The sequence below is a fragment of the Actinomadura rugatobispora genome (assembly GCF_055379765.1).
This window is the reverse complement of record NZ_AP029191.1, coordinates 4,193,083-4,216,242: the sequence shown is the minus strand read 5'-3', so window position 1 is coordinate 4,216,242 and position 23,160 is coordinate 4,193,083. Positions and strand designations below refer to the sequence as shown.

General features: G+C 72.7%; 20 protein-coding genes and 1 pseudogene. 9 read left to right on the top strand and 12 right to left on the bottom strand.

The genetic code is table 11. The annotated features are described in order from the left end of the window. Position 1: 1 nt before the first annotated feature. Entirely contained in the window at positions 2–961 is a 960-nt protein-coding gene (sigJ, locus tag ACZ466_RS18440; protein WP_464043886.1) for an RNA polymerase sigma factor SigJ, read from the bottom strand. A gap of 144 nt (positions 962–1,105) precedes the next feature. Here sigJ and ACZ466_RS18435 point away from each other — a divergent pair, with 144 nt between their 5' ends. The 7 genes and pseudogenes from ACZ466_RS18435 to ACZ466_RS18405 all read left to right on the top strand — a co-directional run bounded on the left by ACZ466_RS18435 (position 1,106) and on the right by ACZ466_RS18405 (position 12,209). Next, on the top strand, positions 1,106–1,486 hold the full coding sequence (locus ACZ466_RS18435; protein ID WP_378280441.1) for a DoxX family protein: 381 nt from the start codon (positions 1,106–1,108) through the stop codon (positions 1,484–1,486). 56 nt (positions 1,487–1,542) lie between these two features. After that, positions 1,543–1,803 (top strand): NADPH-dependent FMN reductase family protein, encoded by a 261-nt coding sequence (locus ACZ466_RS18430; protein ID WP_378280439.1) that lies wholly within the window; start codon positions 1,543–1,545, stop codon positions 1,801–1,803. A gap of 60 nt (positions 1,804–1,863) precedes the next feature. Continuing rightward, the gene (locus ACZ466_RS18425) at positions 1,864–2,334 is read left to right on the top strand and encodes a nuclear transport factor 2 family protein (protein ID WP_378280438.1); all 471 of its coding nucleotides are present in this window, start codon (positions 1,864–1,866) and stop codon (positions 2,332–2,334) included. A 265-nt stretch (positions 2,335–2,599) separates the two neighbouring features. Continuing rightward, positions 2,600–3,151: pseudogene (locus ACZ466_RS18420) on the top strand (class I SAM-dependent methyltransferase); the annotation flags it as partial. Between the two features lie 61 nt (positions 3,152–3,212). Beyond that, positions 3,213–3,434: a hypothetical protein gene (locus ACZ466_RS18415; protein WP_464044077.1), complete on the top strand. Its 222-nt coding sequence runs from the start codon at positions 3,213–3,215 to the stop codon at positions 3,432–3,434. A 443-nt stretch (positions 3,435–3,877) separates the two neighbouring features. Then, positions 3,878–11,092 (top strand): acyltransferase domain-containing protein, encoded by a 7,215-nt coding sequence (locus ACZ466_RS18410; RefSeq protein ID WP_378280434.1) that lies wholly within the window; start codon positions 3,878–3,880, stop codon positions 11,090–11,092. 106 nt (positions 11,093–11,198) lie between these two features. Continuing rightward, positions 11,199–12,209, top strand: coding sequence for an NADP-dependent oxidoreductase (locus ACZ466_RS18405; RefSeq protein WP_378280431.1), 1,011 nt, complete (start codon positions 11,199–11,201; stop codon positions 12,207–12,209). 14 nt (positions 12,210–12,223) lie between these two features. Here ACZ466_RS18405 and ACZ466_RS18400 read toward each other — a convergent pair whose 3' ends face one another. The 3 genes from ACZ466_RS18400 to ACZ466_RS18390 form a co-directional block, all read right to left on the bottom strand. Further along, entirely contained in the window at positions 12,224–13,294 is a 1,071-nt protein-coding gene (locus ACZ466_RS18400; protein ID WP_378280429.1) for a hypothetical protein, read from the bottom strand. 160 nt (positions 13,295–13,454) lie between these two features. Beyond that, positions 13,455–14,219, bottom strand: coding sequence for a crotonase/enoyl-CoA hydratase family protein (locus ACZ466_RS18395; protein WP_378280427.1), 765 nt, complete (start codon positions 14,217–14,219; stop codon positions 13,455–13,457). Positions 14,220–14,227: 8 nt separating this feature from the next. Further along, positions 14,228–15,001 carry an SDR family oxidoreductase gene (locus ACZ466_RS18390; protein WP_378280425.1) on the bottom strand — a complete coding sequence of 258 codons (774 nt, stop codon included), beginning with the start codon at positions 14,999–15,001 and terminating at the stop codon, positions 14,228–14,230. Between the two features lie 135 nt (positions 15,002–15,136). Between ACZ466_RS18390 and ACZ466_RS18385 the strand changes: the two genes are divergently transcribed. Beyond that, positions 15,137–15,985, top strand: coding sequence for an SDR family oxidoreductase (locus ACZ466_RS18385; protein ID WP_378280424.1), 849 nt, complete (start codon positions 15,137–15,139; stop codon positions 15,983–15,985). A gap of 111 nt (positions 15,986–16,096) precedes the next feature. Here ACZ466_RS18385 and ACZ466_RS18380 read toward each other — a convergent pair whose 3' ends face one another. The 7 genes from ACZ466_RS18380 to ACZ466_RS18350 form a co-directional block, all read right to left on the bottom strand. Next, positions 16,097–16,465 (bottom strand): metallophosphoesterase family protein, encoded by a 369-nt coding sequence (locus ACZ466_RS18380; protein ID WP_378280422.1) that lies wholly within the window; start codon positions 16,463–16,465, stop codon positions 16,097–16,099. Further along, complete coding sequence (locus ACZ466_RS18375; RefSeq protein ID WP_378280420.1) at positions 16,462–16,854, bottom strand: metallophosphoesterase family protein; 393 nt, start codon at positions 16,852–16,854, stop codon at positions 16,462–16,464. Before ACZ466_RS18375 ends, ACZ466_RS18380 begins: the two co-directional genes overlap by 4 nt. Continuing rightward, positions 16,851–17,168: a BON domain-containing protein gene (locus tag ACZ466_RS18370; protein ID WP_378280418.1), complete on the bottom strand. Its 318-nt coding sequence runs from the start codon at positions 17,166–17,168 to the stop codon at positions 16,851–16,853. Before ACZ466_RS18370 ends, ACZ466_RS18375 begins: the two co-directional genes overlap by 4 nt. Next, positions 17,165–17,563, bottom strand: a complete 399-nt coding sequence (locus ACZ466_RS18365) for a hypothetical protein (RefSeq protein WP_378280417.1) — start codon at positions 17,561–17,563, stop codon at positions 17,165–17,167. The genes ACZ466_RS18370 and ACZ466_RS18365 overlap by 4 nt, the downstream gene beginning before the upstream one ends. A 1,043-nt stretch (positions 17,564–18,606) precedes the next feature. Further along, complete coding sequence (locus tag ACZ466_RS18360; protein WP_378280415.1) at positions 18,607–19,002, bottom strand: SCO5389 family protein; 396 nt, start codon at positions 19,000–19,002, stop codon at positions 18,607–18,609. Positions 19,003–19,121: 119 nt separating this feature from the next. Next, positions 19,122–20,510 carry a family 1 glycosylhydrolase gene (locus ACZ466_RS18355; protein WP_378280413.1) on the bottom strand — a complete coding sequence of 463 codons (1,389 nt, stop codon included), beginning with the start codon at positions 20,508–20,510 and terminating at the stop codon, positions 19,122–19,124. A 331-nt stretch (positions 20,511–20,841) separates the two neighbouring features. Next, positions 20,842–21,087, bottom strand: coding sequence for a hypothetical protein (locus tag ACZ466_RS18350; RefSeq protein WP_378280411.1), 246 nt, complete (start codon positions 21,085–21,087; stop codon positions 20,842–20,844). Positions 21,088–21,364: 277 nt separating this feature from the next. Between ACZ466_RS18350 and ACZ466_RS18345 the strand changes: the two genes are divergently transcribed. Next, positions 21,365–21,907 (top strand): C40 family peptidase, encoded by a 543-nt coding sequence (locus ACZ466_RS18345; protein ID WP_378280409.1) that lies wholly within the window; start codon positions 21,365–21,367, stop codon positions 21,905–21,907. 113 nt (positions 21,908–22,020) lie between these two features. Here the strand turns inward: ACZ466_RS18345 and ACZ466_RS18340 are convergent, their stop codons facing one another. Continuing rightward, on the bottom strand, positions 22,021–23,109 hold the full coding sequence (locus tag ACZ466_RS18340) for an alkene reductase (RefSeq protein ID WP_378280407.1): 1,089 nt from the start codon (positions 23,107–23,109) through the stop codon (positions 22,021–22,023). Positions 23,110–23,160 lie beyond the last annotated feature (51 nt).

Sequence of the window (23,160 nt, the reverse complement as noted above, 5' to 3'; positions counted from 1 at the left end):
TTCAGCGCGTCGTCCAGGAGCGGAGCTTCTCGGGGTTGCGCACGGCCCAGATGTGCTTGATCCGGTCGCCGACGACGTCGAACGCCACCACGACCACGGTGACGCCGTCCAGCCGCGCCGCCAGACCGGGCTGCCCGTTGACCGTGCGCTCCAGGATCTCCAGTCCGGGCGCCTTGACGGCGACGTCGACGAAACCGCGCGCGACCTGCTCGTCGCCTTCGATGGGGCGGAGCACGGCGGGGACGAGGCCGCCGCTGTCGGCGATCGTCCTGACGTCGGGGTCGAGGAGGCCGATGAGGGCGTCGATGTCCTGGGCCTCCCACGCCGCCTTGAACTCGCGGACGATGCCGGCCTGCCGGGCGGACGGCGTCGCGGGCTCGATCGCCGTCTCGGCGGCCCGCGACGCGCGGATGCGGCGGCGGGCCGAGGAGGCCAGCTGGCGGCACGCCGCCGGCGTCCGGCCGACGATCTCGGCCACCTCGGCGAAGGTGTAGCGGAAGACGTCGTGCAGGACGAACGCGACGCGCTCGGCCGGGGTCATCGATTCGAGCACGACGAGGAAGGCCATGTTGACCGACTCGTCGAGGGTGATCCGGTCGGCCGGGTCGCCGGTGGCCGCGCCCGCCCGCCCGGTGGCCCACTCCGTGCGGTCGGGCAGCGGCTCCGGGATCCACGCGCCCACGTAGCGCTCCCGGCGGGCCCGTGCCGAGCCGAGCAGGTCGAGGCAGATGCGGCCGGCGACCTTCGTCAGCCAGGCGCCGGGTGACGCGATGGCCTCCTGCTCCCGCCGGGACAGGGCGTACCAGCGCGCGTAGGTCTCCTGGACGACGTCCTCGGCCTCGGCCAGGGAGCCGAGCAGCCGGTACCCGAGATTGATCAGCCGGCGCCGCTCGCTGATGACCGCGCTCAGGCCCGGATCGAGCGCGCCGCCCTCCGGCTCGGGTTCGGATGGGGTGCTCATGGTGTCGACGACCCTCCTTCGCGTCCGTCCTCACCGGTTCGACGAGATGACGCGCCCAAGTGTGAGGCCGGAGCGCCGCCTCACATTCCGCGGGGCCGTGTCGTCGAACCGCTGAGACGAACCGGCCGTCCGAGGAGAACGCTCATGAACATCACCCTGTGGATCATCGCGGGACTGCTGGCCGCGGTCTTCCTGGCCAGCGGCGCCATGAAGTTGACCCGGTCCAGGGAGAGGCTGGCCGCCTCCGGGATGAGAGTCGTCGAGGACTTCAGCGCCGGCGGCGTCAAGGCCATCGGCTCGCTCGAAGTCCTGGCCGCGGTGGGCCTGATCCTGCCCGCCGCGCTCGACGTCGTGCCGGTTCTGGTGCCGCTCGCCGCGGTCGGAGTCGTGCTGCTGATGGCCGGCGCCGTCGTCGTGCACCTCCGCCGCCGCGAGACGCAGACCGTCGTGGTGCCCGTGGCCCTGCTCGCCATGGCCGCCGTCGTGGCGTGGGGCCGCTTCGGCCCCCAGTCCTTCGCCGGCTGACCCGGCGCGACGTGCGGCCCGGCCGCATCGACCCCCGACAGAAGAGAGAAACGATCATGGAATCCGTGCACGCCGCGATACACGGCGGACAGGAGTCCACCCTCCTCGCCTTGGGAAATGTGTTCTACCACTGGGGCGGCATCATCGTCCCGCCCGGCTACACCGACCCCGTCCAGTTCCAGTCGGGTAATCCCTACGGCACCTCCCATCGCGCCGCCGATGGCCCGCCCGACGATGTGGCCCTCGAAGCGGCCCGCCACCAGGCTCGGCGCGCCGTCGCCATCGCGGCCTCTCTCAAAGTCGGTCGTGCCGCCTGAACTGGGCGGACGTGGGAAGGAAGCGGTCTTGAGGAACGCACTCCGCGACAGGAGAAACCAATGAGCGACGACTTCCGGGCCATTGTCGACCGCTTCGAGATCGAGGCGCTGCGCGGCGAATTCACCGACGCGGGGATGATGCGGGACTACGACCGCTTCGCGTCGCTGTTCACGCACGACGGCGTGTGGCGGATTCCCGACGCCGGCGTCGAACTGGTCGGCGGCGAGGAAATCCGCGCCGGGATCGAGCGGCTGCAGGGTCTCTGGGAGTTCTTCGTGCAGAACGTGCACCCGGGAGTCATCCGGGTCGACGGCGACACCGCGACCGGCCGTGCCTACGTCTCGGAGTTCGGACGCTTCCGCGACGGCCGCTCTCAGCTGAACTACTCCCTGTACCACGACCGCTACCGGCGCACCTCGGACGGCTGGAGGTTCGCGGAGCGCGTCTATGAGGTGAGATACGTCGACGCCACCCCGCTGGCGGGCTCGGCGCCGACCTCCCGGCCTCAGGAGAGGCACGAAAAGGGGTGACCCGCGCGCACGGCACGCCCACTCCGGGGGTTCATACCTGCTGACCTGCGGCTGAATCGGCGCGCGATCCTGCTCGGGCGTATTCCGGTCAGTCCCTCGCAGCGGTGTCGGCCGGTCTTTTGGCGCGAGCGCCCACCGCTCTGTGCCTCCTGGGTCACGGTGGTCTTACGTGACCGGCGTTGGTGCCCCGGCGGACTGTCATTACTATTTGTGATTAGTCCATCACGGAACGCACTGGGGGTCGGCTTTTTGCGTGCCATCGACGATGCGGCTCCCGGCGGTGACGTTCCGTCCCGGGGGCAGCCCATCGCGGTCGCCGGAGCGACCTGCCGGTTCCCCGTGGCACCCCCCGGACCAGCGGTGGACGGCGCTCCCGAAGCCGGGAGCGCGTCCACCGCGCCAGGGTCGAAACCGGAACACACCTGAGGTGACCATGACCAGCACGCCCAGCGAGGCCGACGTCCGCGCAGGCTTCGCCGCCTATACCCCCCGCAGCCTCCGGACCTACGATCTGGGGGTGGCCGTCACCTGCTCCCTGTTCTGGGGGTGCCACAAGAGAGAGCTGCGCCGCCAGTACTCGCAGAACGTCTCCGCGGAACATCTCGACATCGGGGTCGGCACCGGCTACCTGCTCGACCACTGCCGGTTCCCGACCGCCACCCCCAAGATCACCCTGTTCGACATGAGCCCCCACGCCCTCAGCTACACCGCGCGCCGGCTGGCGCGCTACGACGTCAGCACGTGCCGGGGGAACGTCCTGGAACCCTTCCCCCTGCCGCGCGCCTCCTTCGGATCCGCGGCCATGAGCCTCATGCTGCACTGCGTCCCCGGCGACCTGGAGAGCAAGGGGGGTCGCCCTGGAGCACGCCGCGGCCTGCGTGCGGCCGGGCGGCAGGCTGTTCGGCAGCACTGTCCTGTCCCGAGGAGTCCACCTCCCGCTGCACACCCGCCTGCTGCTGCGCCGCCTCAACTCCGACGGCCGCTTCAACAACACCGCCGACAGCCTCGACGATCTGCACGCGCAGCTGAGGAGCCGGTTCTCCGACTACACGGTCACCGTGCACGGCTGCACCGCCCTGTTCGAGGCCACGGTCCCCTGACCATCGGAAACCCTCTGCCCTCCGTGGCACGGTCGTCGGCCGCACCCGAGTCGGCCGGTCCCGTCGTTCGCCGGCCGCCGCCCTTGGCGGGCCTCATCGGCGCGCTCACATGCCGTGACCGCACCCCCCGGACGATGACGACGACCGGCGGCCGCTGACCGCCGCGCACGCGCTGCGCGGACGGCCGTGTGGCGGCCGCGTGCCGCGGACGGCCGCGGGACGGCTGCGGGCGTCCATCGCTCCGCACCGATCCTCCCGACCGATCATGCCCTGATCCCCCCGAGCACGAGATCCGCGGACGGGCGCGACACCGCGGGTCCCCCACCGGGCCTGCCGGGGCCTGCGCGCGCGTTCGGCCCGCCATCGCCGGGTTCGCCGCGTTCCGCCGGCATCGAGCCCGGAGCACCTCTCCTTCACGTTCCCACGCTGCCTGAGGAGGCCATGTGTCCCCTGCACGCCCCGAGCCGATCGCCATCTGCGGAATGGCGTGCCGCCTGCCCGGCGACACCGACACCCCGGAGGCACTCTGGCGGCTGCTGGAGGAAGGCCGCCACGTGGCCACCGACCTGCCCGCGGACCGCGGCTGGGACCTCAACGCCCTCTACGACCCCGCCCCCGACGCCGAGGGGAAGACCTACGTCCGCAAGGGCGGGTTCCTCGGCGACGTGGCGGGCTTCGACCCCGGCTTCTTCGGCATCCCGCCGCGCGAGGCCGAGGCGATGGACCCGCAGCAGCGGCTGGTCCTGGAGACCGCCTGGGAGGCGTGCGAGCACGCCCGGCTCGACCCCGCCACGCTGCGCGGCAGCTCGACCGGCGTCTACGTGGGCGCCTACGACAGCCGCTACCCCGACGCCGGCGACCTGGGGGCGGGGAACGTGTACGGCGGGCTCGGCCTGGCGATCAGCATCATCGCCGGCCGCATCGCCTACGTCATGGGGCTGCACGGGCCCGCGCTCGTGGTCGACACCTCCTGCTCCTCGGCGCTGACCGCGCTGCACCTGGCGGTGCAGGCGCTGCGCGCCGGCGAGTGCGAGTCGGCCATCGCGGCCGGGGTGTCGGTGATCGCCGGGCCGCGCTTCCTCATCGACTTCAGCACGATCCGCGCGCTGGCCTCCGACGGCCGCTGCAAGGCCTTCGACGAGTCGGCCGACGGCTTCTGCCCGTCCGAGGGCGCCGTCGCGCTGCTGCTGATGCCGCTGTCGCGGGCGCGCGCCACCGGCCGCCCGGTGCTGGCGGTGATCCGGGGGACGGCGCTGAACGAGGACGGCACCGGCACCGGGTTCACCGTGCCCAACGGCGCGGCGCAGGAGAAGGCGATCGGCCTGGCGCTCGCCGACGCCGGGCTCGCCCCCGCCGACGTCGATCTGGTGGAGGCGCACGGCACCGGCACGCCGGTGGGCGACCCGATCGAGGCGGGCTCGCTGATCTCCGCCTACGGCGCGCACCGTCCCGCGAGCTCCCCGCTGTGGATCGGCTCGCTGAAGTCCAACATCGGGCACACCCAGGCGGTCGCCGGGCTGGCCGGTGTGGCGAAGGTCGTGCTGGCGTTGCGGAACGAGACGATGCCGCGGACGCTGCACATCGAGCGGCCCAATCCGGCGGTCGACTGGTCATCGGGCACGGTGCGGCCGCTGGTCGAGCCGCGTCCGTGGCGGACCAACGGGCGGCCGCGCCGGGCGGGTGTGCTCGCCTACGGGATCAGCGGCACCAACACGCACATCATCGTCGAGGAGGCGCCGCCGTCCGACGCGTCCGCCGGTCAGGACGACGCTCCGGGCGGGGTGACCGGCCCGGCGCGGGTGTGGCTGGGCGCGCCGCCGGCGGTCTGGACGGTCTCGGGCAAGAGCCCGGAGGCGGTGGCCGCGCAGGCGGCCCGGCTGGGCGAGCACGTGCGCGCGCGTCCGGACTTGAAGGCGGGCGACGTGGGGTGGTCGCTGCTGGCCACCCGTACCGCGTTCGAGCATCGCGCCGCGGTGGTGGCCGGCGACCGGGACGCGCTGCTGGACGGCCTCGACCGCCTCGCCCGTGGCGAGACCGGCCCCGACGTGCTGACGGGCACCGTCCCCGCCCGCGGCACGGACCCGGACACCGATCCGGCCGCGGCGGACCCGGCCGGCGACGCGACCGACGCAACGGATGCGCCCGGCGGCGGAACGCAGGACGACGGCGTTCCGGCGACCGCGCCGAGCGTGCGCCCGGCCGGGCCGGTGCTGGTGTTCCCCGGCCAGGGGGCTCAGTGGGCGGGCATGGCCGCCGGGCTGATGGACTCCTCCCCGGTCTTCGCGGCGGCGATGGAGCGCTGCGCCAAGGCGCTGCAGCCGTGGATCGGGTTCGACCTGCTGGAGACCGTCCGGGACGCCGGCGCCCCGGGCTTCGAGCGCGCGGAGGTGGTGCAGCCCGCGCTGTTCGCGATGTACGTGTCGCTGGCCGAGCTGTGGCGGGCCCACGGCGTCACTCCGGCCGCGGTCATCGGGCACAGCCAGGGCGAGATCGCCGCCGCGTACGTGGCCGGCGCGCTGAGCCTGGCCGACGCCGCCAGGGTGGTGGCGCTGCGCAGCCGGGCGCTGGCGCCGCTGGCCGGACGCGGCGCGATGGCCTCGGTCGGGCTGGGGGCCGAGGACGCCGCCAAGCTGGCCGAGCCGTGGCAGGGCCGGATCGAGGTGGCGGTGGTCAACGGCCCGGCCGCGACCGTGCTGGCCGGGCCCGCCGACGACGTCCGGGAACTGCTGGAGCTGTGCGAGCAGCGCGGGGTGTGGGCGCAGCGGGTCCCGGTGGACTACGCCTCGCACTGTGCCCAGATCGAGCCCGCCCGTGACCGGATCCTGGCCGACCTGGACGGCGTCGAGCCCCTTCCGCCGCTCGTCCCGATGTACTCCACCCTCACCGGGGGGCCGCTGGAGGACAGGCCGCTGGACGCCGCGTACTGGTACGACGGCCTGCGCAACCCGGTCCGCTTCGCCGCCGCGGCCGAGGCGGCGCTGGCCGACGGCCACCGGCTGTTCATCGAGGTCTCGCCGCACCCGGTGCTGGCCGCCCCGCTCACCGACGTCCTGTCCGCCGCCGACACCGGCGACGCGGGGACGGCGGTGGTGGCCACGCTGCGCCGGGAGGAGGGCGGGCCCGACCGGTTCGCCGCCGCCCTCGCCCAGGCCCACCTCGGCGGCGCCGCCGTCGACTTCGGCCCGCTGTTCCCCGGCGCCCGGGAGGTGGATCTGCCGACCTACGCCTTCCAGCGGCGGCGGTTCTGGCCGAAGCCCTACCGCGGCACCGCGGGCACCGCCGCGGGCGGGCAGCGGGCGTCGTCCCACCCCATGCTGGGCGCCGAGATCGAGCTGCCCGACGGCGGCCTGATGCTCACCGGGCGGCTGGTCCTGTCCCAGTTCCCCTGGCTGGTCGACCACACCGTCCACGACGCCGTGCTGTTCCCGGGCCTCGGGATGATCGAACTGCTGACCCACGCGGGCGACCGCGTCGGCTGCGACACGCTGGAGAACGTCTCCATCCACGCCTTCCTGACCCTGCCCGCCGACCAGCCGGTGGAGCTGCAGATCGCCGTGTCCTCGGCGGACCCGCAGGGGAGCCGGGACGTGGTGCTGCGCAGCCGTCCCCACAACGCCCCGCCCGGCCAGCCCTGGACGGAGCACGCCGACGCCGTCCTGAGCGACTCCGCGACCCTGGCTGCTGCGGGGGCGGCCGTCCACCCGCCCGTCGCCGAGCAGCAGCAGGGGCCCTGGCCGCCCGAGGGGGCCGAGCCGATCCCGCTGGACGGCTTCTACGACCACCTCCTGGAACGCGGCCACGGCTTCGGCCCCACCTACCAGAACCTGACGGCGGCCTGGCGCCGCGGCGACACCCTCTACGGCGAGGTCTCGCTTCGCGCGAGCGTGGACGAACAGGACGCCTCCGGCATCGACCCCGAGGGCTACATCGTGCACCCGACCCTCCTGGACTCGGCGATGCATCCGCTGCTGTCGGGCCTGACGCATGACGGCGGTATGGCGCCGCGCGCCATCGCGTCGGTCCGCATGCTGGCCTCCGGCGCGACCAGCATGCGCACGACGCTCACCCCGACCGGCCCGAACCAGGTCACCGCCGCGCTGCACGACACGGCCGGGCGTCCCGTCGCCGTCGTCACCGACCTGCGCGGCATGCTGGTCAGCCACCAGGAGATCCGGGACGCGCTGCGCGGCCCCGACCTGGGCTACCGGCTCGACTGGAAACCCGTGTCCCTCCCCGAGACCGCGCCCGGCGGGGGCGAGGGCGACGGCCTGGGCGGCCACCCCACGCCGGCCGAGGCCCGCGCCGCCGTGGCCGGTGGCGCGGCCGCCCCGCCGGTGATCGTTCTCGACCAGCGCTCCGAGCCGTCCACCGACGTCGCGGCGGAGCCCGTGCACCGCAGGACGGAACACCTCCTCGGCGTTCTCCAGGACTTCCTCGCCGACCCGGCGCTGGCGGAGAGCCGGCTGGCCGTCATCACCCGGGGCGCGCAGGTCACCGGCGAGGACCCCACCCTCGACCGCGTCGGCGACCTGCCCGGCGCCGCGCTGTGGGGGCTGGTCCGCGCCTCGCAGCTGGAGTACCCCGGACGGCTGCAGCTGATCGACCTCGACGGCCGCTCGGGCGCCGCCCCGCCGGCCACCCTGCCCGCCGCCCTGGCCTCGACCGAACCGCAGCTGGCCCTGCGCGAGGGACGCGCCCTGGTGCCCCGGCTGGTGGCCGCCGCCACCTCCGAGATCCTCACGCTCCCGGACGGCCTGGAGCCCTGGCGACTGCAGGCCACCGGCGGTGACGACGCCGTCCAGCTCGTGCCGGCACCGGAGCTGCGCCGCCCGCTGGACCCCGGCCAGGTACGCGTCCGCGTCGAAGCGGCGGGCCTCGGCCGGCCTGACGGCGCGGGCGGCTCCCTCGGGTTCGAGGTCGCCGGTGTGGTGGACGAGGTCGCTCCCGACATCACCGACCTCATCCCCGGCGAACGCGTCATGGTGGCCCAGGCGCCGGGAGCCGGCGATGAGCCGGACGGGCTGGCCTCCCTGCTGTCGACCGAGCGGCGTCTGGTGCTCCCGGTGCCCCCGGCCTGGACGCCGGAGCAGGCCGCGGCGTCCCCGGCCGCGTACCTGAGCGCCCACGACGGCCTGGTGCGCCTCGCCGGAGTGCGGGCGGGCTCCAGGGTGCTGGTCGACGTGGCCGCCGGCATCGGCCTGGCCACCGTCCAGCTCGCCCGTGCCCTGGGCGCTCAGGTGTACGCGCTGGCCGAGCCCGCCGACCTCGACCCGCTGATCGAGGCGGGCGTTCCGGCCGGTCACGTCATCACGTCCCGCGGCCCCGACCTGGAAGACCTGGCCCGCGCCGCCGGCGCCATCGGACTGGACGCCGTCCTGGGCCGCCTCACCGGAGAGCCGTTCGACGCCGCCCAGCGGCTGCTGGCCGCTGGCGGCCGCTACGTCCACCTCGGCACGGCGGACGGGGACGGCCAGGACGCGGACGCGGTGCACCCGTCCGGGGGCTTCTCCGGAGGCTTCGACTCCGCTCCGCCGGCGGAGCTCACCGCTCTGCTGCGGCACGGCGAGCCGGTCCCGCCGCAGGTCACCGCGCTGGACGTCCGGTATGCCCGGCACGCGCTCCGCCTCGCCGCCCGCGAGCCCGGCGGCCGGGTCGTGCTGTCCCTCCCGCGCTCCCTGGACCCCGACGGGACCGTGCTGATCACCGGTGGCACCGGGGTCCTGGGCACTCTTCTGGCCCGCCACCTCGTCACCGCGCACGGCGTCCGCCGCCTGCTGCTGGTCAGCCGCCGCGGCCCGGACGCCCCCGGCGCCGCCGACCTGGCCGAAGAGCTCAGCGGCCTCGGCGCCGACGTCACCATCGCGTCCTGCGACAGCGTCGACCGGGTCGCGCTGGCCGAACTGCTGGACGGCATCCCGGCCGAGCACCCGCTCACCGCCGTCGTCCACGCCTCGGGCGTCCTGGACGACGCCGCCCTGCCCAACCTCACCCCGCGCCACCTGGAGAACGTCCTGCGCTCCAAGGTCGACATCGCGGTCAACCTGCACGAGCTCACCAAGGACCTGCCGCTGGCCGCGTTCGTCCTGTACTCCTCCCTGGGCGGCCTGATCGGCAACCAGGGCCAGGCCAACTACAACGCGGCCAACAACTACCTGGACGCCCTCGCCTACCACCGCAGGGGCGAAGGGCTGCCCGCCGTGTCCATCCCCTGGGGACTGTGGGACCAGACCAGCGACATGTCGGCCACCTTCAGCGCGGCGAAGCGGATCCGCACCGGCCTGCGGCCGATGAGCACCGCCGACGCCCTGGCGGCGCTCGACCTCGTCCTGCGGCGCGGGCAGCCGCTGGTGGTGGTGACCGGGGTGGGCGACCCGGCGCAGGCGACCGAGGCCCCCGACATGCTGACCGGCGTGCTCGGACGGTACGCCCGGCAGCAGGCGCACAACGCCGACGACGCCGAGACGCTGCGCCACCTGGGCACCCTGCCCGCACCCGAGCGCGTCCGCGAGCTCCTCCTCCAGATCCGCGCCAACGCCGCGGCCGTCCTCGGCTACCCCGACCACGGGACCATCCCCGCCGACCGGCCGCTGCGGGAGGCCGGGCTGGACTCGCTGTCGGTGACCCAGCTGCGGACCCGCCTCACCAAGCTCACCGGACTGCGGCTGCCCGCGACCGTCCTCATGGACCATCCGGTCCCGCGGGACCTCGCCGAGCATCTCAGCGAGCTGATGGAGCCCGGCGAGCCCCGGACGCCCACGATTCCCGCCCCCAGGTCAGGCGAGGACGCGGACGCGGCGGCGACGGCCGATACCGGCGGCGCCTCGCTGGCCCGGCTGTGCTCGCGCGCCTGGAGCGCCGGCGACGAGGACGAGGCCAGGCGGCTGGTCGCCGACGCCGTGCGGCACCGGCCCGTCTTCACCGCCGCGCCGGAAGCCCGCGGGAAGGAGCCCGTCCCGCTCGCCCGCGGCACCGCGAGCCCCGGCGTCATCTGCCTGCCGAGCTTCATCGCCGGCGCCGACGCCGGGCAGTACGAGCACATCGCCGCCCGCTTCGACGCCGAACGCGACGTCCACGTCCTGCTGCTGCCCGGCTACCAGGACGGCGAGCTCCTTCCCGCGTCACGGGAGGCACTGCTCGACGCCCTCGCCCAGGACGTCCAGGAGTGCGCCGGCGGCCGCCCCTACGTCCTGCTCGGCCACTCGTCGGGCGGAGCCCTCGCCCACAGTCTGGCCCGGTACATCCAGGCCCGGCCCGGAACCGAGCACCACACCGCCGGGGTCGTCCTCCTCGACACCGTGTCGTCCATCGACTCGGCCGTCGTGGCCCGGTACAACCTGATGGGCAGGCTGATGGACCGCGAGCTGGCCGGCCACAGCACCCCGGACAGCGCCTTCACCGCCATGACGGCGTACTTCGAGCTGTTCGACGGCTGGGCCCCGGAGCCGTCCCCCGTCCCCACCCTGTTCGCCCGCGCCGCCGGGAACACCGATCAGCTCACCTGGCCGCTGCCGCACGACCGCGACAGCATCCCCGGCGACCACTTCACCATCCTCCAGGAGCACGCCGCCACCACCGCCGACGCCATCCGCGCGTGGGTGGCCGGCGTTCCCCGCGACCGGGACGGGGCCGTCCGCCCGCAGCTGGCCCCGCTCGACTGACCCGTCCACATCGCCCTGCCGGGAGCCGGGACCCGACCGGTTCCCGGCAGGGCGTCCTCGCCACGTGCGTCCAGCTCTCGAAAGGCACGAAAGGAAGGCGCAGCGCATGATCCCCGCAGCGGGCCGCGAGGTCCGTTTGGCGGCCCGCCCCGACGGAGCGGCCGACCCGTCCCACTTCGAGCTGGCCGAGGCACCGGTCCGCGAGCCGGGCGAGGGCGAGATCCTGGTCCGGAACGAGTGGCTCTCCGTCGACCCGTACATGCGCGGGCAGATGGACGACGCCAGGTCGGCCATGCCGACCTTCGAGCTCGGCGAGCCGATGGGCGGCAGCGCGCTCGGAACGGTGATCGCGTCCAGGTCGGAGGTCCCGGAGGGGGCCACCGTGGTGCACCTGCTGGGGTGGCGCGAGTACGCCACGGTCGACGCCGCGAAGGCCCGCCCCGTCGATCTCGGCCTGGCCCCGGCCCCGGCCCACCTCGGCGTGCTCGGGTTCATCGGACTGACCGCCTACGTCGGGCTCACCGAGATCGCGTCCGTGCGGGACGGCGACGTGGTCTTCGTGTCCGGTGCCGCCGGGGCCGTGGGCAGTGTCGCCGGGCAGATCGCCCGCCTGCTCGGCGCCTCCCGGGTGATCGGGTCGGCGGGCGGGCCGGTCAAGACCGCCAAGCTCCTCGACGGCTTCGGCTTCGACGCCGCGATCGACCACCGCGAGGGCGATCTCGAACGGCGGCTCGGCGAGGCGGCGCCCGACGGGATCGACGTCTACTTCGACAACGTCGGCGGTGATCACCTGCGGGCCGCGATCGCCGTGCTCAACGATCACGGAAGGGTCGCGCTGTGCGGAGCCGTGTCACAGTACGACAAGGCCGAACCCGATCCCGGGCCCGACAACCTCATCGAGGCCGTCTTCAAGCGCCTCACCTTGCGGGGCTTCGTCGCGATCGACCACTACCCCGAAGTCATGGACGAGTACGTCCGGCGCGCTTCCGGCTGGCTCCGGGAGGGCTGCCTCCACAGCGAGGAGACCGTCGTGAAAGGCATCGACAACGCCGTTGACGCCTTTCTCGGGATCTTCGCGGGGCGCAACGTCGGCAAGATGCTCGTCCGCCTCGACTGAGCGGACGGGGCCGCTCAGCTGAAGTTCTCGATGAACGGGGTCTTCTTGTCGGGTGCGGTGGCGGTGCCCGTGCTCACCACGGCCGTGGTGCCGGGGCGGTGGTCGGCGTCGGTGGCCTGGACGGTGCCCGTACGGGACGGTCCGTTCAGGGTGGTCCAGGTCGAGCCGTCGTAGTGCATGTACTGGGTGCGGGTGCCGGTGGTGATGGGGAGCATGACGACGCCGCCGCTGCCGTCCGGGGAGAGGCCGATCCCGGCGGCGTTCAAGGGGGTGTCGATGGTGCGCCAGGACGTGCCGTTCCAGTGCAGCAGGGCGTTGGTGACCTGGGCGTTCTGGCGGACCCGGAGGGCGTACACGTTGGTGGGCGAGAGGGCGACGATGCGGTGCAGGGTGCCCTGGTAGGCGGGGACGCCCATGTTCCCGGGGAGGTCGTGGCGCTTCCAGGACGTGCCGTCGTAGTGCATGACGAGTCCGGTGACGGCGGTGCCGTTGGAGGTGGTGCCGGCGAGCCACACGTCGTTCGCGGAGCGGACGTCGACCGCGGTGATGGCGGAGCTGGGCGGGAGGGGGACGCTGGTGTCGACCCAGGCGGTGCCGTTCCAGCGCATGATGGCGCTGAGGCCGCCGGCCGCGGCGTCGACGCCCGCGACGGAGTAGGCGGTGCCGTCGGGGGCGGCGGAGACCTGGGTGGGCAGGCCGACGAGGGGGTAGGGCACCTTCGTCCAGGTGGTGCCGTTCCAGTAGAGGCCGGTCATGCCGGTGAGGGAGTAGCCGACGACCCAGGCGCGGTTCGCGTTGCCGACGGCGATGTCGGTGGGGATGAAGTCGGCGGGGCTGGTCTGTGTGGCCCAGCCCGAGGTCGTCCAGCGCAGCAGCCTGGTCTTGGGCGTGAACAGCGAGCCGGAGGAGCCGACGGCCCAGCCGACGTCCTTGCCCGCGAAGTCGACCCGGTCGAGGGTGCCGTCGTAGGCGGTGGCGGAGGTGGGGACGTCGCCCCAGGACGCGGCGTGCGCGGGCGGTGCGAGGGCGATCGCGGTGCCGGCGGCGAGGGCGGCGGCGGACGCGAGCAGGGTGTTCCTCTTCATCGGCACTCCCAAGATCACCACAAGGTGTGCACGAGAGTAGGGGAATACTTACTCGCTAGTAAGAGGAGCGCCCCACCCGGCCCCGGCCGGATGAGGCCAGCCCGCGAGGGACACGGAACGCCCGGAGACGCGGGGTCTCCGGGCGTTCGCGAGGCGTCGCCTACTCGCCCTTCCAGACCGGCTTGCGCTTCTGGGCGAAGGCGGCCGGGCCCTCCTGCGCGTCCTTGGAGGTGAAGACCGGCAGGGTGATCTCGCCCTGCTTCTTCCACGCCTCCGCGACGTCCCAGTCGGACGACTCGACGATGATCTTCTTGGTGGCGGCCAGCGCCAGCGGGGCGTTCTCGGCCACCTTCAGCGCCAGCTCCTTGGCCGCCGCCAGCGCCTGCCCCGGCTCGGTGAGCCGGTTCACGAAGCCCAGCTCGGCCATCCGGTCGGCGCTGTACTTGTCACCGGTGAGCGCGATCTCCATGGCGATGTGGAACGGGATCCGCTGCGGCAGCCGCAGCAGCCCGCCCCCGGCCGCGACCAGGCCGCGCTTGGGCTCGGGCAGCCCGAACTGGGCGTCCCGGGACGCCACCACCATGTCGCAGCTCAGCGCGATCTCGCAGCCGCCGGCCAGCGCGTAGCCCTCGATCGCGGCGATCAGCGGCTTGGTGGTGGGACGCTCCACGATGCCGCCGAACCCGCGGCCCTCCACCATCGGGTTCTCGCCGGTGAGGAAGCCCTTGAGGTCCATGCCCGCGCAGAACGTGCCGCCGGCGCCGGTGAGCACGCCGATCGAGAGGTCCTTGCGGTTGTCGAGCTCGTCCATCGCGGCCGCGATGCCCTGCGCGACGGCGCCGTTGACGGCGTTCTTCGCCTCGGGACGGTTGATGGTGATGACGAGGACGGCGCCATCTTCTTCGGTCAGGACAGCGTCGGTCATTCAGCGCCTCACTTCGGCTGGAAGCGGATGCCACCGTCGAAACGGATGGTCTCGCCGTTCATGTAGTCGTTCTCGATCAGGGACTTCACCAGGTGCGCGAACTCCGAGGCCTTGCCCATCCGCTTGGGGAAGGGCACCGGCGCGTACAGCTTGGCCTTGAACGCCTCGGCGGCCTCGCCCTGGCCGTAGATGGGGGTGTCGATGATGCCCGGGCAGACGGTGTTGACCCGGACGCCGAGCGCGGCGAGGTCGCGGGCGGCCGGCAGGGTCATGCCGACGATGCCGCCCTTGGACGCGGAGTAGGCGACCTGGCCGGTCTGGCCCTCCAGCGCCGCGACCGACGCGGTGTTGATCACCACGCCGCGCAGGCCGTCCGCGTCCGCGGGGTCGGTCTTGCCGATCGCGGCGGCGCCGACCCGCATCAGGTTGAAGGTGCCGATGAGGTTGACCCGGATGACCGTCTCGAAGGCGCCCAGGTCGTGCGGCTCGCCGTCGCGGCCGACGGTACGGGACGCCCAGCCGATCCCGGCGCTGTTGACGACCACGCGCAGCGGGGCGCCGGTGTCGACGGCGGCCTGCACGGCGGCCCGCACCTGGGACTCGTCGGTGACGTCGGTCTTGACGAAGACGCCGCCGACCTCGCCGGCCAGCGCCTTGCCCTTGTCCTCGTTGAGGTCGGCGACGACCACCTTGACGCCTTCGGCGGCCAGGGCGCGGACGGTGGCCTCGCCGAGCCCGCTCGCACCGCCGGATACGACGGCGGAAACTCCGTTCAGGTCCATGGACAGCACCTTACGTGAGGGACCGAATGTGGTTCGGGCCGATGTTACCCAGGCGTCATGCGGGGGGTCACGTTTGCCCCCTCACCTCCAGGGCATGCGCGACGCGTACACCCGTCCGCCCGGGAAGGACCGAGGATGAGCGAGCCGCCCGCACAGAGCCAGACCTACCCCGGGCGCACGGCGGATATGGCACCGGAGCCGCACGACGAGATGCGCGGCTACGAGGGCCGCGGCCTGCTGTCCGGACGCCGCGCGCTGATCACCGGCGGCGACTCGGGGATCGGCCGGGCCGTGTCGGTGGCCTTCGCCAAGGAGGGCGCGGACGTCGCGATCACCTACCTGAGCGAGGACGACGACGCCCGGCACACCGCCGGCCTGGTCGAACGGGAGGGCCGCCGCTGCTTCACCATCGGCGGCGACCTGGCCGAGGAGCGGCACGCCCGCGAGACCGTCGCGCACGCCGCCCGCGACCTGGGCGGCCTCGACGTGCTGGTGCTGCACCACGGCACGCAGGAGCCCGTCAAGGACGTCCGGGAGATCGACGAAGCGCAGCTGCGGCGCACCTTCGAGGTGAACGTGCTGTCGCTGTTCTGGATCGTCCAGGAGGCGCTGGAGCACCTGGGCGAGGGCTCCTCGATCGTCATCACCGGGTCGATCAACGGGCTGCGCGGCAACAAGACGCTGATCGACTACTCGGCGAGCAAGGCCGCCGCGATGACGCTGGGGGAGTCGCTGGCGCAGAACCTCATGGACAAGGGCATCCGGGTGAACTGCGTGGCGCCCGGCCCGGTCTGGACGCCGCTGATCCCGGCGACGTTCGACGAGGAGCGGGTCGAGGGCTTCGGCAAGCAGGCGCCGATGGGACGCGCCGCCCAGCCCGACGAGATCGCCCCGTCGTACGTCTTCTTCGCCTCCGACCGGATGTCCTCGTACTACACGGGCCAGACACTGGTCCCGGCCGGCGGAGAGATCCACCCCGGCTGACCCCGCCGCAGTGGAGCCGCGGCCGCAGCGACCCGGGGGTGCAGGAGGTCGTCGGCTACCTGGGCAACACCCCGGCGGATCGTCGAGCCGCGCTACGGGACGGCGGCCCCGCTACCGCCCGCGCGCGCTCGCTCCCGCGAGCTCGGTCGCGTCCGCGAACCCGTCGATGCAGTAGACCGCGTACGCCTGCCGCAGCACCGGCAACGCGACGTTCCTGACCCGGACGCCGCCCGGCGTCTCCCCCTTCTCCGTGCCCTTGTGCGCGTGGCCGTGCACCGCCAGCGTCACGTCCGAGGTGTCGATCGCCTCCGCGATCAGGTAGCTGCCGAGGAACGGGAAGATCTCCGGCGGCTCTCCCGCCAGGGTGTCCTCGACCGGGGAGTAGTGCGTCAGGGCGATCCGCACGTCGGCGTCCAGGCCGAGCAGCGCGCAGCCGAGCCGTCCCGCGAAGTCCTTGGTGTGCCGGACGAACGCCTTCATCTCCGGCTCGCCGAAGTCGCCGGCGCACTTGCCGGCGAACCCGCCGCCGAAGCCCTTGCCCCCGCGACGCCCAGCCGGACGCCGCCGCAGTCGACGATCGTCCCGTCGCCCTCCAGCACGGTGATCCCGGCGTCCCGCAGCATGGCGGTGATCTCGTCCTGGGTGTCGGAGTGGTAGTCGTGGTTGCCCAGCACGGCGATCACCGGGACCCCGAGATCGCGCAGCTCGCCGGCCGCCACCCGGCCCTCCTCGGGCGTGCCGTGCCGGGTCAGGTCGCCGGCCACCAGGAACACGTCGGCGTGGTCGGGCAGGGCGCCGAGCCGCTCCCGGTAGGCCCCCGCCACCTCCGGGCCGACGTGCAGATCGCCGACCGCCGCGACTCGGATCATGACAGCGTCTCCTCCCCGTCCGGCTCCCGTACCGGGGTCACCGACACCTCGTTGCGGATCGTGCGGCCCTCCGCGGCGCCGCGGGCGGCCTCCTCGACCTCCCGGCGCCGCTCCTCGGTCACCACCTCCCCGCGCAGATAGACGACCTCGCCCCGCACGTCGACCTGGATGCCCAGCTCATGGGCGCGGGAGGAGAGCCGCTCCTGGCTGTGCGCGGCCAGATAGCCGGGCGCCCCCCACCGTCCGGCGCCGCCCGGGCTCTCGGAACGGACGGGGCCGGATCCTCGGTCCTGGTGTCCCTTCGGGTCGTTCACAGGAATCCCCCTTCGATGACGTCGAGCCTCGCCAGCAGCGTGAGGAACGCGTAGGCGTAAGGGGAGCCGGCGGTCTCCTTGCCGACGTGCGGCCAGTCGACCTGCTCTCGCAGCGCCCGGCACACGTGCAGGAAGTCGCCGAAGTCGCAGGAGGTCTCGGTGAACGCCAGCAGCCGCATGACCACCAGGTCGGTGGCGGTCAGCACCGGCATGAGCACGGCCTCGACCGACAGCGGGTCGGCGCGGCCCAGCAGCGCCCCGTCGACCGGGCGGCCGGACGGGGTGTGGATGAGATCGATCAGCCGCTCGCCGTCGTAGGCCTTGGCCAGCCAGTTCTCCGGGCTGTCGTGGCGCCGCATGCCGACGGCGGACAGCGCGTCCAGCGCGGTCTCCACATCGTCCTGCCGCAGGACGAAGTCGACGTCGTGCGTCGAGACGGCCGCCCCGCGCGCGTAGGCGGCGAACCGCCGGCCAGCGCGAACTCGATCCCGGCCTCTTCCATGGCGGCGGCGGCCCGCTTCAGGCTCCGCAGCAGGCCGTCCTCGGCCGAGCGGGCGCCCGAGGCGCCGGCCCCGATGTGCGCTTCCTCCACAGAATCCCCTGGTTCGTCGGTTTCGCGGAGGCGGTACCCGTATTACCCGGTGTCATTCGAGTCGCACCTCCACGTCCGCTCCCTGTGACCGCGCCCCGGGCAAGATCAAGAGGGGATGGAGCGGAGGCGTGTGAGAAGGGCGAGAGCGGTGCCGCGCGAGACAAACCGGGGCCCGACGAGACGAGCCGTCCGGCACCAACTGTGCGGGCCGGGAAGACCGCCCGTGACGATGCCTGCGGGACCGGAGAACGCGGTGCAAGCCGTGCGATGGGAGACGTGCGCTGCAAAGCGCCCGGCAAGGGACCTGCCGGACCGGGCGTGCGGCGGGGCGTGTGGAACGGGACCTGCTCGACGAGCATGCGGGACGGGGCGTGCGGCACAGGGTGTGCGGCATGGGCGTGCGCGACGGGGCTTGCGGACGGGGCGTGCTGGAGGGAGCTGCGGGACGAAGGATGCGCAAGGGGGTGCGGGACAGCGCACTAGGCGTGCCGGTTGGGGCCTGCGATGCGAATGCGTGCGTGGCGAAGCATGTGGGACGAGTCGTGACGGGACGGTGACGAGGCCATGGCAGGGCGTGCGGGACCGAGGCCTGCGGTACTAGGCGTGCTGGTTGAGCCTGCGGTGCGAAGCGTTCGGGACGGGACGAGGCCATGGGAAGGCGTGCGGGACGAGGCTTGCGGGACGACGCGGGCGAGTGGAGGTTGCGGGAGGGAGGCATGTGAATCGGGGCGTGCTGGCGAGGCGTGTGGGGTGGTGGGATGGGGCGTGCCCGCCCCCAGCGGCTTGGGGCGGGCACGCGCGGTGGGCAGGGCCCGGCGGTGGCGGTGGCCGTCGGGCGTGGGCGGGTCAGCAGTCCACGAGCTCCGGGGACTGGTTGAGCAGTTGCGCGCGCGGCGACACGAACGTGGCATGGCGTTCGGCGGTGCCCGCCGCGCCCGGCACGAAGGCCGCCACGCGGTGACAGTTCTGGAACGCCAGCCGCACACCGAAGTGGCGTTCCAGCGCGGCCCGCATCGCGTCGCTGGCGAGCGCGCGCAGCAGCTGGCCGCGTGCCTCCTCGTTCGGCGGCGGTGTCTGGTTGTCGGCGAAGCCGTCGTCGGAGGCCCGCGTCCGGACCACGACGTCCTCGATGACCTGCCAGGCGTACGGCAGCGAGTCGCGCACGCACGCCACGAACGCGGCGTCGTCCACCTCTCCGGCGCGCGCCTGCTCCAGCAGCCTGTCGTCCACAGTCAGGGACATGACCGTTCTCCCCTCTCACCCTCTTCGTGCGATCGGTCAGGGACCAGGCTTGCACGAAAATGATATTCATTCCATAGCGTGGAGGTGGGAGATTCTCTCCCTTTTCGGTCATTCCTCGATCAGTACAGGGCGCGGTACGGGGCGGGCGGGGCGGGCGTCCGGCCGAAGCAGGTCGCGACCGGGTCCTCGATCGAGCACCACGCGGGGCGGCGCACCGGCACGTACCCGGACGGCACGCCCCGGTTCGCGATCAGCGACCGGTAGGCGGCGACGCCCTCGGTGGGCCTGCGCTCCAGCGCCGGGTCGGTGAGCACGTCCACCCGGTAGAGGCCGAACCGCGGCCGGTAGCCGCCCCACTCGTAGTTGTCGGTCAGGCTCCAGTGGTTGTAGCCGATCACCTTCACCCCCTCGGCGAGGGCGCGCTGCACCCAGTAGAGGTGGTCGCGGATGTGGTCCGCGCGGGTGTAGCCGTCGGGACGGGGCCTGCCGCCGTCTGACGGCATGCCGTTCTCCACGATGTAGACGGGGAGGTGCGGCAGCCGGCGCTGGTAGTTCTTCAGCACGTGGTACAGCCCGTCGGGCTCGGGGTCGATCCGCCAGAACTCGCCGGTGAGGGAGTGGACGGCGGTGACGTTCTCCAGGCTCGCCCCGTAGTAGTAGTCGATCCCGATGAAGTCGATCTTGTCGGTGACGTCGTTGAACAGCGCGGCGTCGAACAGCCCGTTGAGCACCGAGCCGTAGGCCACGTTGTTGGACACCGGCGCCCCGGGGTCGACCCGGTGGATCATGTCGTAGGCGGCGCGGTGCGTCCGGATCAGCGCGTTCCGCATGGTGACCAGCTGGACGGGGTTCAGGGGGCGCGACATCGTCTCGTGGTAGATGTACTGGCTCGCCTCGTTGAAGGTGATCCAGATGACGCCCTGGCCGCGGTACCGCTCGACCATGGACCGCGCGTGCCGGAGCCAGTCGGACGGGGTGCGCGCGTTGTCCCAGGCGCCCTGGTCGGCCACCCAGCCCGGGTGGACCCAGTGGTCGAGGGTGAGCATGGGGCGCATGCCGGCGGCCCTGATCCGGCGGACGAGGTCGTCGTAGTAGGCCAGTTCCCGCTGGTCGCGAACGCCGCGGCGCGGCTCGATCCGGGCCCATTCGAGGGAGGCGCGGAAGACGTTGGCGCCGAGCCCCCGGGCGAGCCGGACGTCTCCGGGGTAGCGGTGCCGGAAGTCCACGGAGTCGCGGTAGGGGTCCTTGACCCCGGCCGCCTTCCTCTGGACGTACCGGGTCCAGTTGCTGTCGGGATACGAGCCTTCCGACTGGAAGCCCGAGGTGGACACCCCCCACATGAAGCCGGAGGGGAACTTGGCCACCGCCGGACCCGCGGCCTCGGCGGCCCCGGCGGGGGAGACCGCCGTGAGGGCGGCGGCGGAGGCGATGGACAGGATCCTGACGAGGACGGAGCGCGGGAGCGGGACGTGCCCTGCCCCGTGCGCTCGACCGGCCTTACCGAACACGGGTTCTCCCTCCGGGAGCGACAGGGATGTGATTTGGATCACATGTCCGGGAGGGGGTTCTGTCAAGGGCCGCCAGATGTCCATATCCGGAAGGCGATAATCCGTTTCGGCCTCCGATCTCGGCGCGGCCAATGTGTCGATCATCACAGATCGCTAAATGTGGTCACCGGAATGTATAAGGACAATAACCGGAAGTGACCATCCCATTCCCCGTCCGGTAGGCCGGAGGCGCGGGTTCGAATCGCCGCCAATCACCGTCGAAACGGGGTCCCGGACAGGCTCGGGTTACCAGTTGGCAAGGGTCTGAACGGCATTGTGCGGCAATAGTGACTCAGATCACTTTTTCCAGGAACGAACCGGAAAAAGTGCTGGCAGTGCGCTTATGTCGCAGATCTTTCGGACAGCTGTCCACCCCGGTTGATCTCCCCGAGATTTGCCGGGCGCCGAGATCCGTGGCTACCTTCATGCCGTTCCGAAGCGGCACAGGCGCCGCCCCAGATAACAGAACATCCACGCCGTCGCGCGAACGCGGCAGGGCACCCGGGTCCCGGACAAGCACATGGGTCTCGAGACGCACCGCCGCCACGCAACCCCCCGCGCGCACGGCCGGCCGCGTCCGTGCAGACGAGAAGCACGGAGCCGGAGAGCGCCCAAGGCCTGCGCCGCCCCTCGACATCCCCCCGGGGCATCGCCGTGCCGGAAAGCGCCGCAGTCACACACCGCCGGGCGGAGCCCCGCCCGCGGTGAGGGCTGCCCGGTAGGCACCACCCGCGAGGTCAGGAGCCGTCCTGAGTACGTCCCGTAACCCCTCGAAGACCAGCAACCCCTCGAAGACCCGAGCCTCCTTCAAGACCGTGCCGTTCACCGGTGGCATCGCGCTGACCGCGACGTCGGCGCTGGGGGTCTCGCTGCTGGCCGCCGGCCCCGTGACCGCGGCCGCCGCGCCGCCGGCCCGTACCGCGGCCGCTCCGCAGCAGGTGGCCCTGGTGAGCGCACAGGCCAAGGTCTCCCAGGCGCGCAAGGCCAAGCAGAAGCAGCGTGCGGCCAACGCCGTCTCCTACGCCTACAAGCAGATCGGCGACCCCTACCGCTACGGCGGCACCGGTCCGGGCTCGTGGGACTGCTCGGGGCTGGCCGGCGGCTCGTGGCGCAAGGCGGGCGTGAAGCTGCCCCGGACGACCACGCAGATCTACAAGGCCGTCAAGCACAAGGTGTCCTGGAAGGGCGCCGTCAAGGGTGACCTGCTGTTCTTCTACTCCGGCAAGAGCCACATGGGCGTCTACGTCGGGAACGGGTACATGATCCACGCCCCCAGCTCGGGCAAGCGGGTCAAGAAGATCAAGCTCAACGGCTACTACAAGCGGAACTTCAGCGGGGCCGTCCGTCCCGGCTACTGAGGTCACCGGAACGCGACCCGAGCAAACCGAGCAAGGCACTGACGACGCGGAGGCGCGCCGTGGGCTCCACGATGCCCACGGCGCGCCTCCGTGCCCCCGTCGCGGTGCCGAGCTCAGGCTCCTACGGCCTCTTCCAGGGTGGGGTAGTCGGTGTAACCGCGGTGGTCCCCGCCGTAGTAGCTCTCCTGGTCGGCCTTGTTGTACGGGCCGTCGGCCTTGATGCGGGCGGGCAGGTCGGGGTTGGCCAGCCACAACTCGCCGAACACCACCGCGTCCGCGACGCCGTCCCGCAGCGCCTCCACCCCGTGCTCGGGGCGGGACGGGAAGGCGTCCGGGGTCGGGTGCGGGTTGAGCAGGAGCGTCCCGGGCCACTCGGCCCTCAGCCGCTTGGTCAGCTCCCTGTTCCCCATCTCCATGATGTGGACGTACGCCAGCTCCAGCGGAGTGAGCTCGCGCAGCAACGCCGTGTACACCTCGGCCGGGTCGCTCTCGGAGATGTTGTTGGCGGTGGTCCCCGGGGAGACGCGGAAGCCGACGCGTTCGGAGCCGACGGCCTCGGCCACGGCCCGCGCGGCCTCCACGGGGAACCGGATCCGGTTGGGGACGCTGCCGCCGTAGGCGTCGGTACGGCGGTTGGTGCCGTCGGCCAGGAACTGGTTGATGAGGTAGCCGTTGGCGCCGTGCAGCTCCACACCGTCGAAACCCGCGTCGATGGCGTTGCGGGCGGCCGCGGCGAAGTCCTCGACCGTCTGCGCGATGTCGTCCACGGTCATCTCACGCGGCTCGGGCTGGTCCAGCATGCCCTCAGGGGTGAACAGCTGCACGCCCGAGGCGATCGGGGACGGGGCCAACGGCAGGGCCCCGTCCGGGTAGAGGACGGGGTGGCCGACCCGTCCCGAATGCATGAGCTGGACGAAAATGCGCCCGCCCTTGGCGTGTACGGCGTCGGTCACCTTGCGCCAGGCGGCGACCTGCTCCGCAGAGTGCAACCCGGGCGTCCATATGTACCCTTGGCCGATCTCGCTCGGCTGGGTGGCCTCAGTGATGATCAATCCGGCCCCGGCGCGCTGCGTGTAGTACTCGACGGTCAGCTCGGTCACCTGGCCGGCCTCCGGCGCGCGGCTCCGTGTCATCGGAGCCATGAAGACGCGGTTGGGCAGCTCCAGCTTGCCGACGTTCACGGGCTCGAACAGTTCCTTCATGACGTGCTCCCAGTGCAAAAGGTCGAGACGCGGGGCGTTCTGCCTGGGCTC

What these genes read in the sequence shown, in the direction of transcription:
- ACZ466_RS18390 (WP_378280425.1), bottom strand. Translation starts at nt 15,001, where the DNA reads ATGGACCTGAACGGAGTTTCCGCCGTCGTATCCGGCGGTGCGAGCGGG.
- ACZ466_RS18385 (WP_378280424.1), top strand. Translation starts at nt 15,137, where the DNA reads ATGAGCGAGCCGCCCGCACAGAGCCAGACCTACCCCGGGCGCACGGCG.
- ACZ466_RS18360 (WP_378280415.1), bottom strand. Translation starts at nt 19,002, where the DNA reads ATGTCCCTGACTGTGGACGACAGGCTGCTGGAGCAGGCGCGCGCCGGA.
- ACZ466_RS18380 (WP_378280422.1), bottom strand. Translation starts at nt 16,465, where the DNA reads ATGAAGGCGTTCGTCCGGCACACCAAGGACTTCGCGGGACGGCTCGGC.
- ACZ466_RS18435 (WP_378280441.1), top strand. Translation starts at nt 1,106, where the DNA reads ATGAACATCACCCTGTGGATCATCGCGGGACTGCTGGCCGCGGTCTTC.
- ACZ466_RS18430 (WP_378280439.1), top strand. Translation starts at nt 1,543, where the DNA reads ATGGAATCCGTGCACGCCGCGATACACGGCGGACAGGAGTCCACCCTC.
- ACZ466_RS18405 (WP_378280431.1), top strand. Translation starts at nt 11,199, where the DNA reads ATGATCCCCGCAGCGGGCCGCGAGGTCCGTTTGGCGGCCCGCCCCGAC.
- ACZ466_RS18375 (WP_378280420.1), bottom strand. Translation starts at nt 16,854, where the DNA reads ATGATCCGAGTCGCGGCGGTCGGCGATCTGCACGTCGGCCCGGAGGTG.
- ACZ466_RS18395 (WP_378280427.1), bottom strand. Translation starts at nt 14,219, where the DNA reads ATGACCGACGCTGTCCTGACCGAAGAAGATGGCGCCGTCCTCGTCATC.
- sigJ (WP_464043886.1), bottom strand. Translation starts at nt 961, where the DNA reads ATGAGCACCCCATCCGAACCCGAGCCGGAGGGCGGCGCGCTCGATCCG.
- ACZ466_RS18425 (WP_378280438.1), top strand. Translation starts at nt 1,864, where the DNA reads ATGAGCGACGACTTCCGGGCCATTGTCGACCGCTTCGAGATCGAGGCG.
- ACZ466_RS18340 (WP_378280407.1), bottom strand. Translation starts at nt 23,109, where the DNA reads ATGAAGGAACTGTTCGAGCCCGTGAACGTCGGCAAGCTGGAGCTGCCC.
- ACZ466_RS18400 (WP_378280429.1), bottom strand. Translation starts at nt 13,294, where the DNA reads ATGAAGAGGAACACCCTGCTCGCGTCCGCCGCCGCCCTCGCCGCCGGC.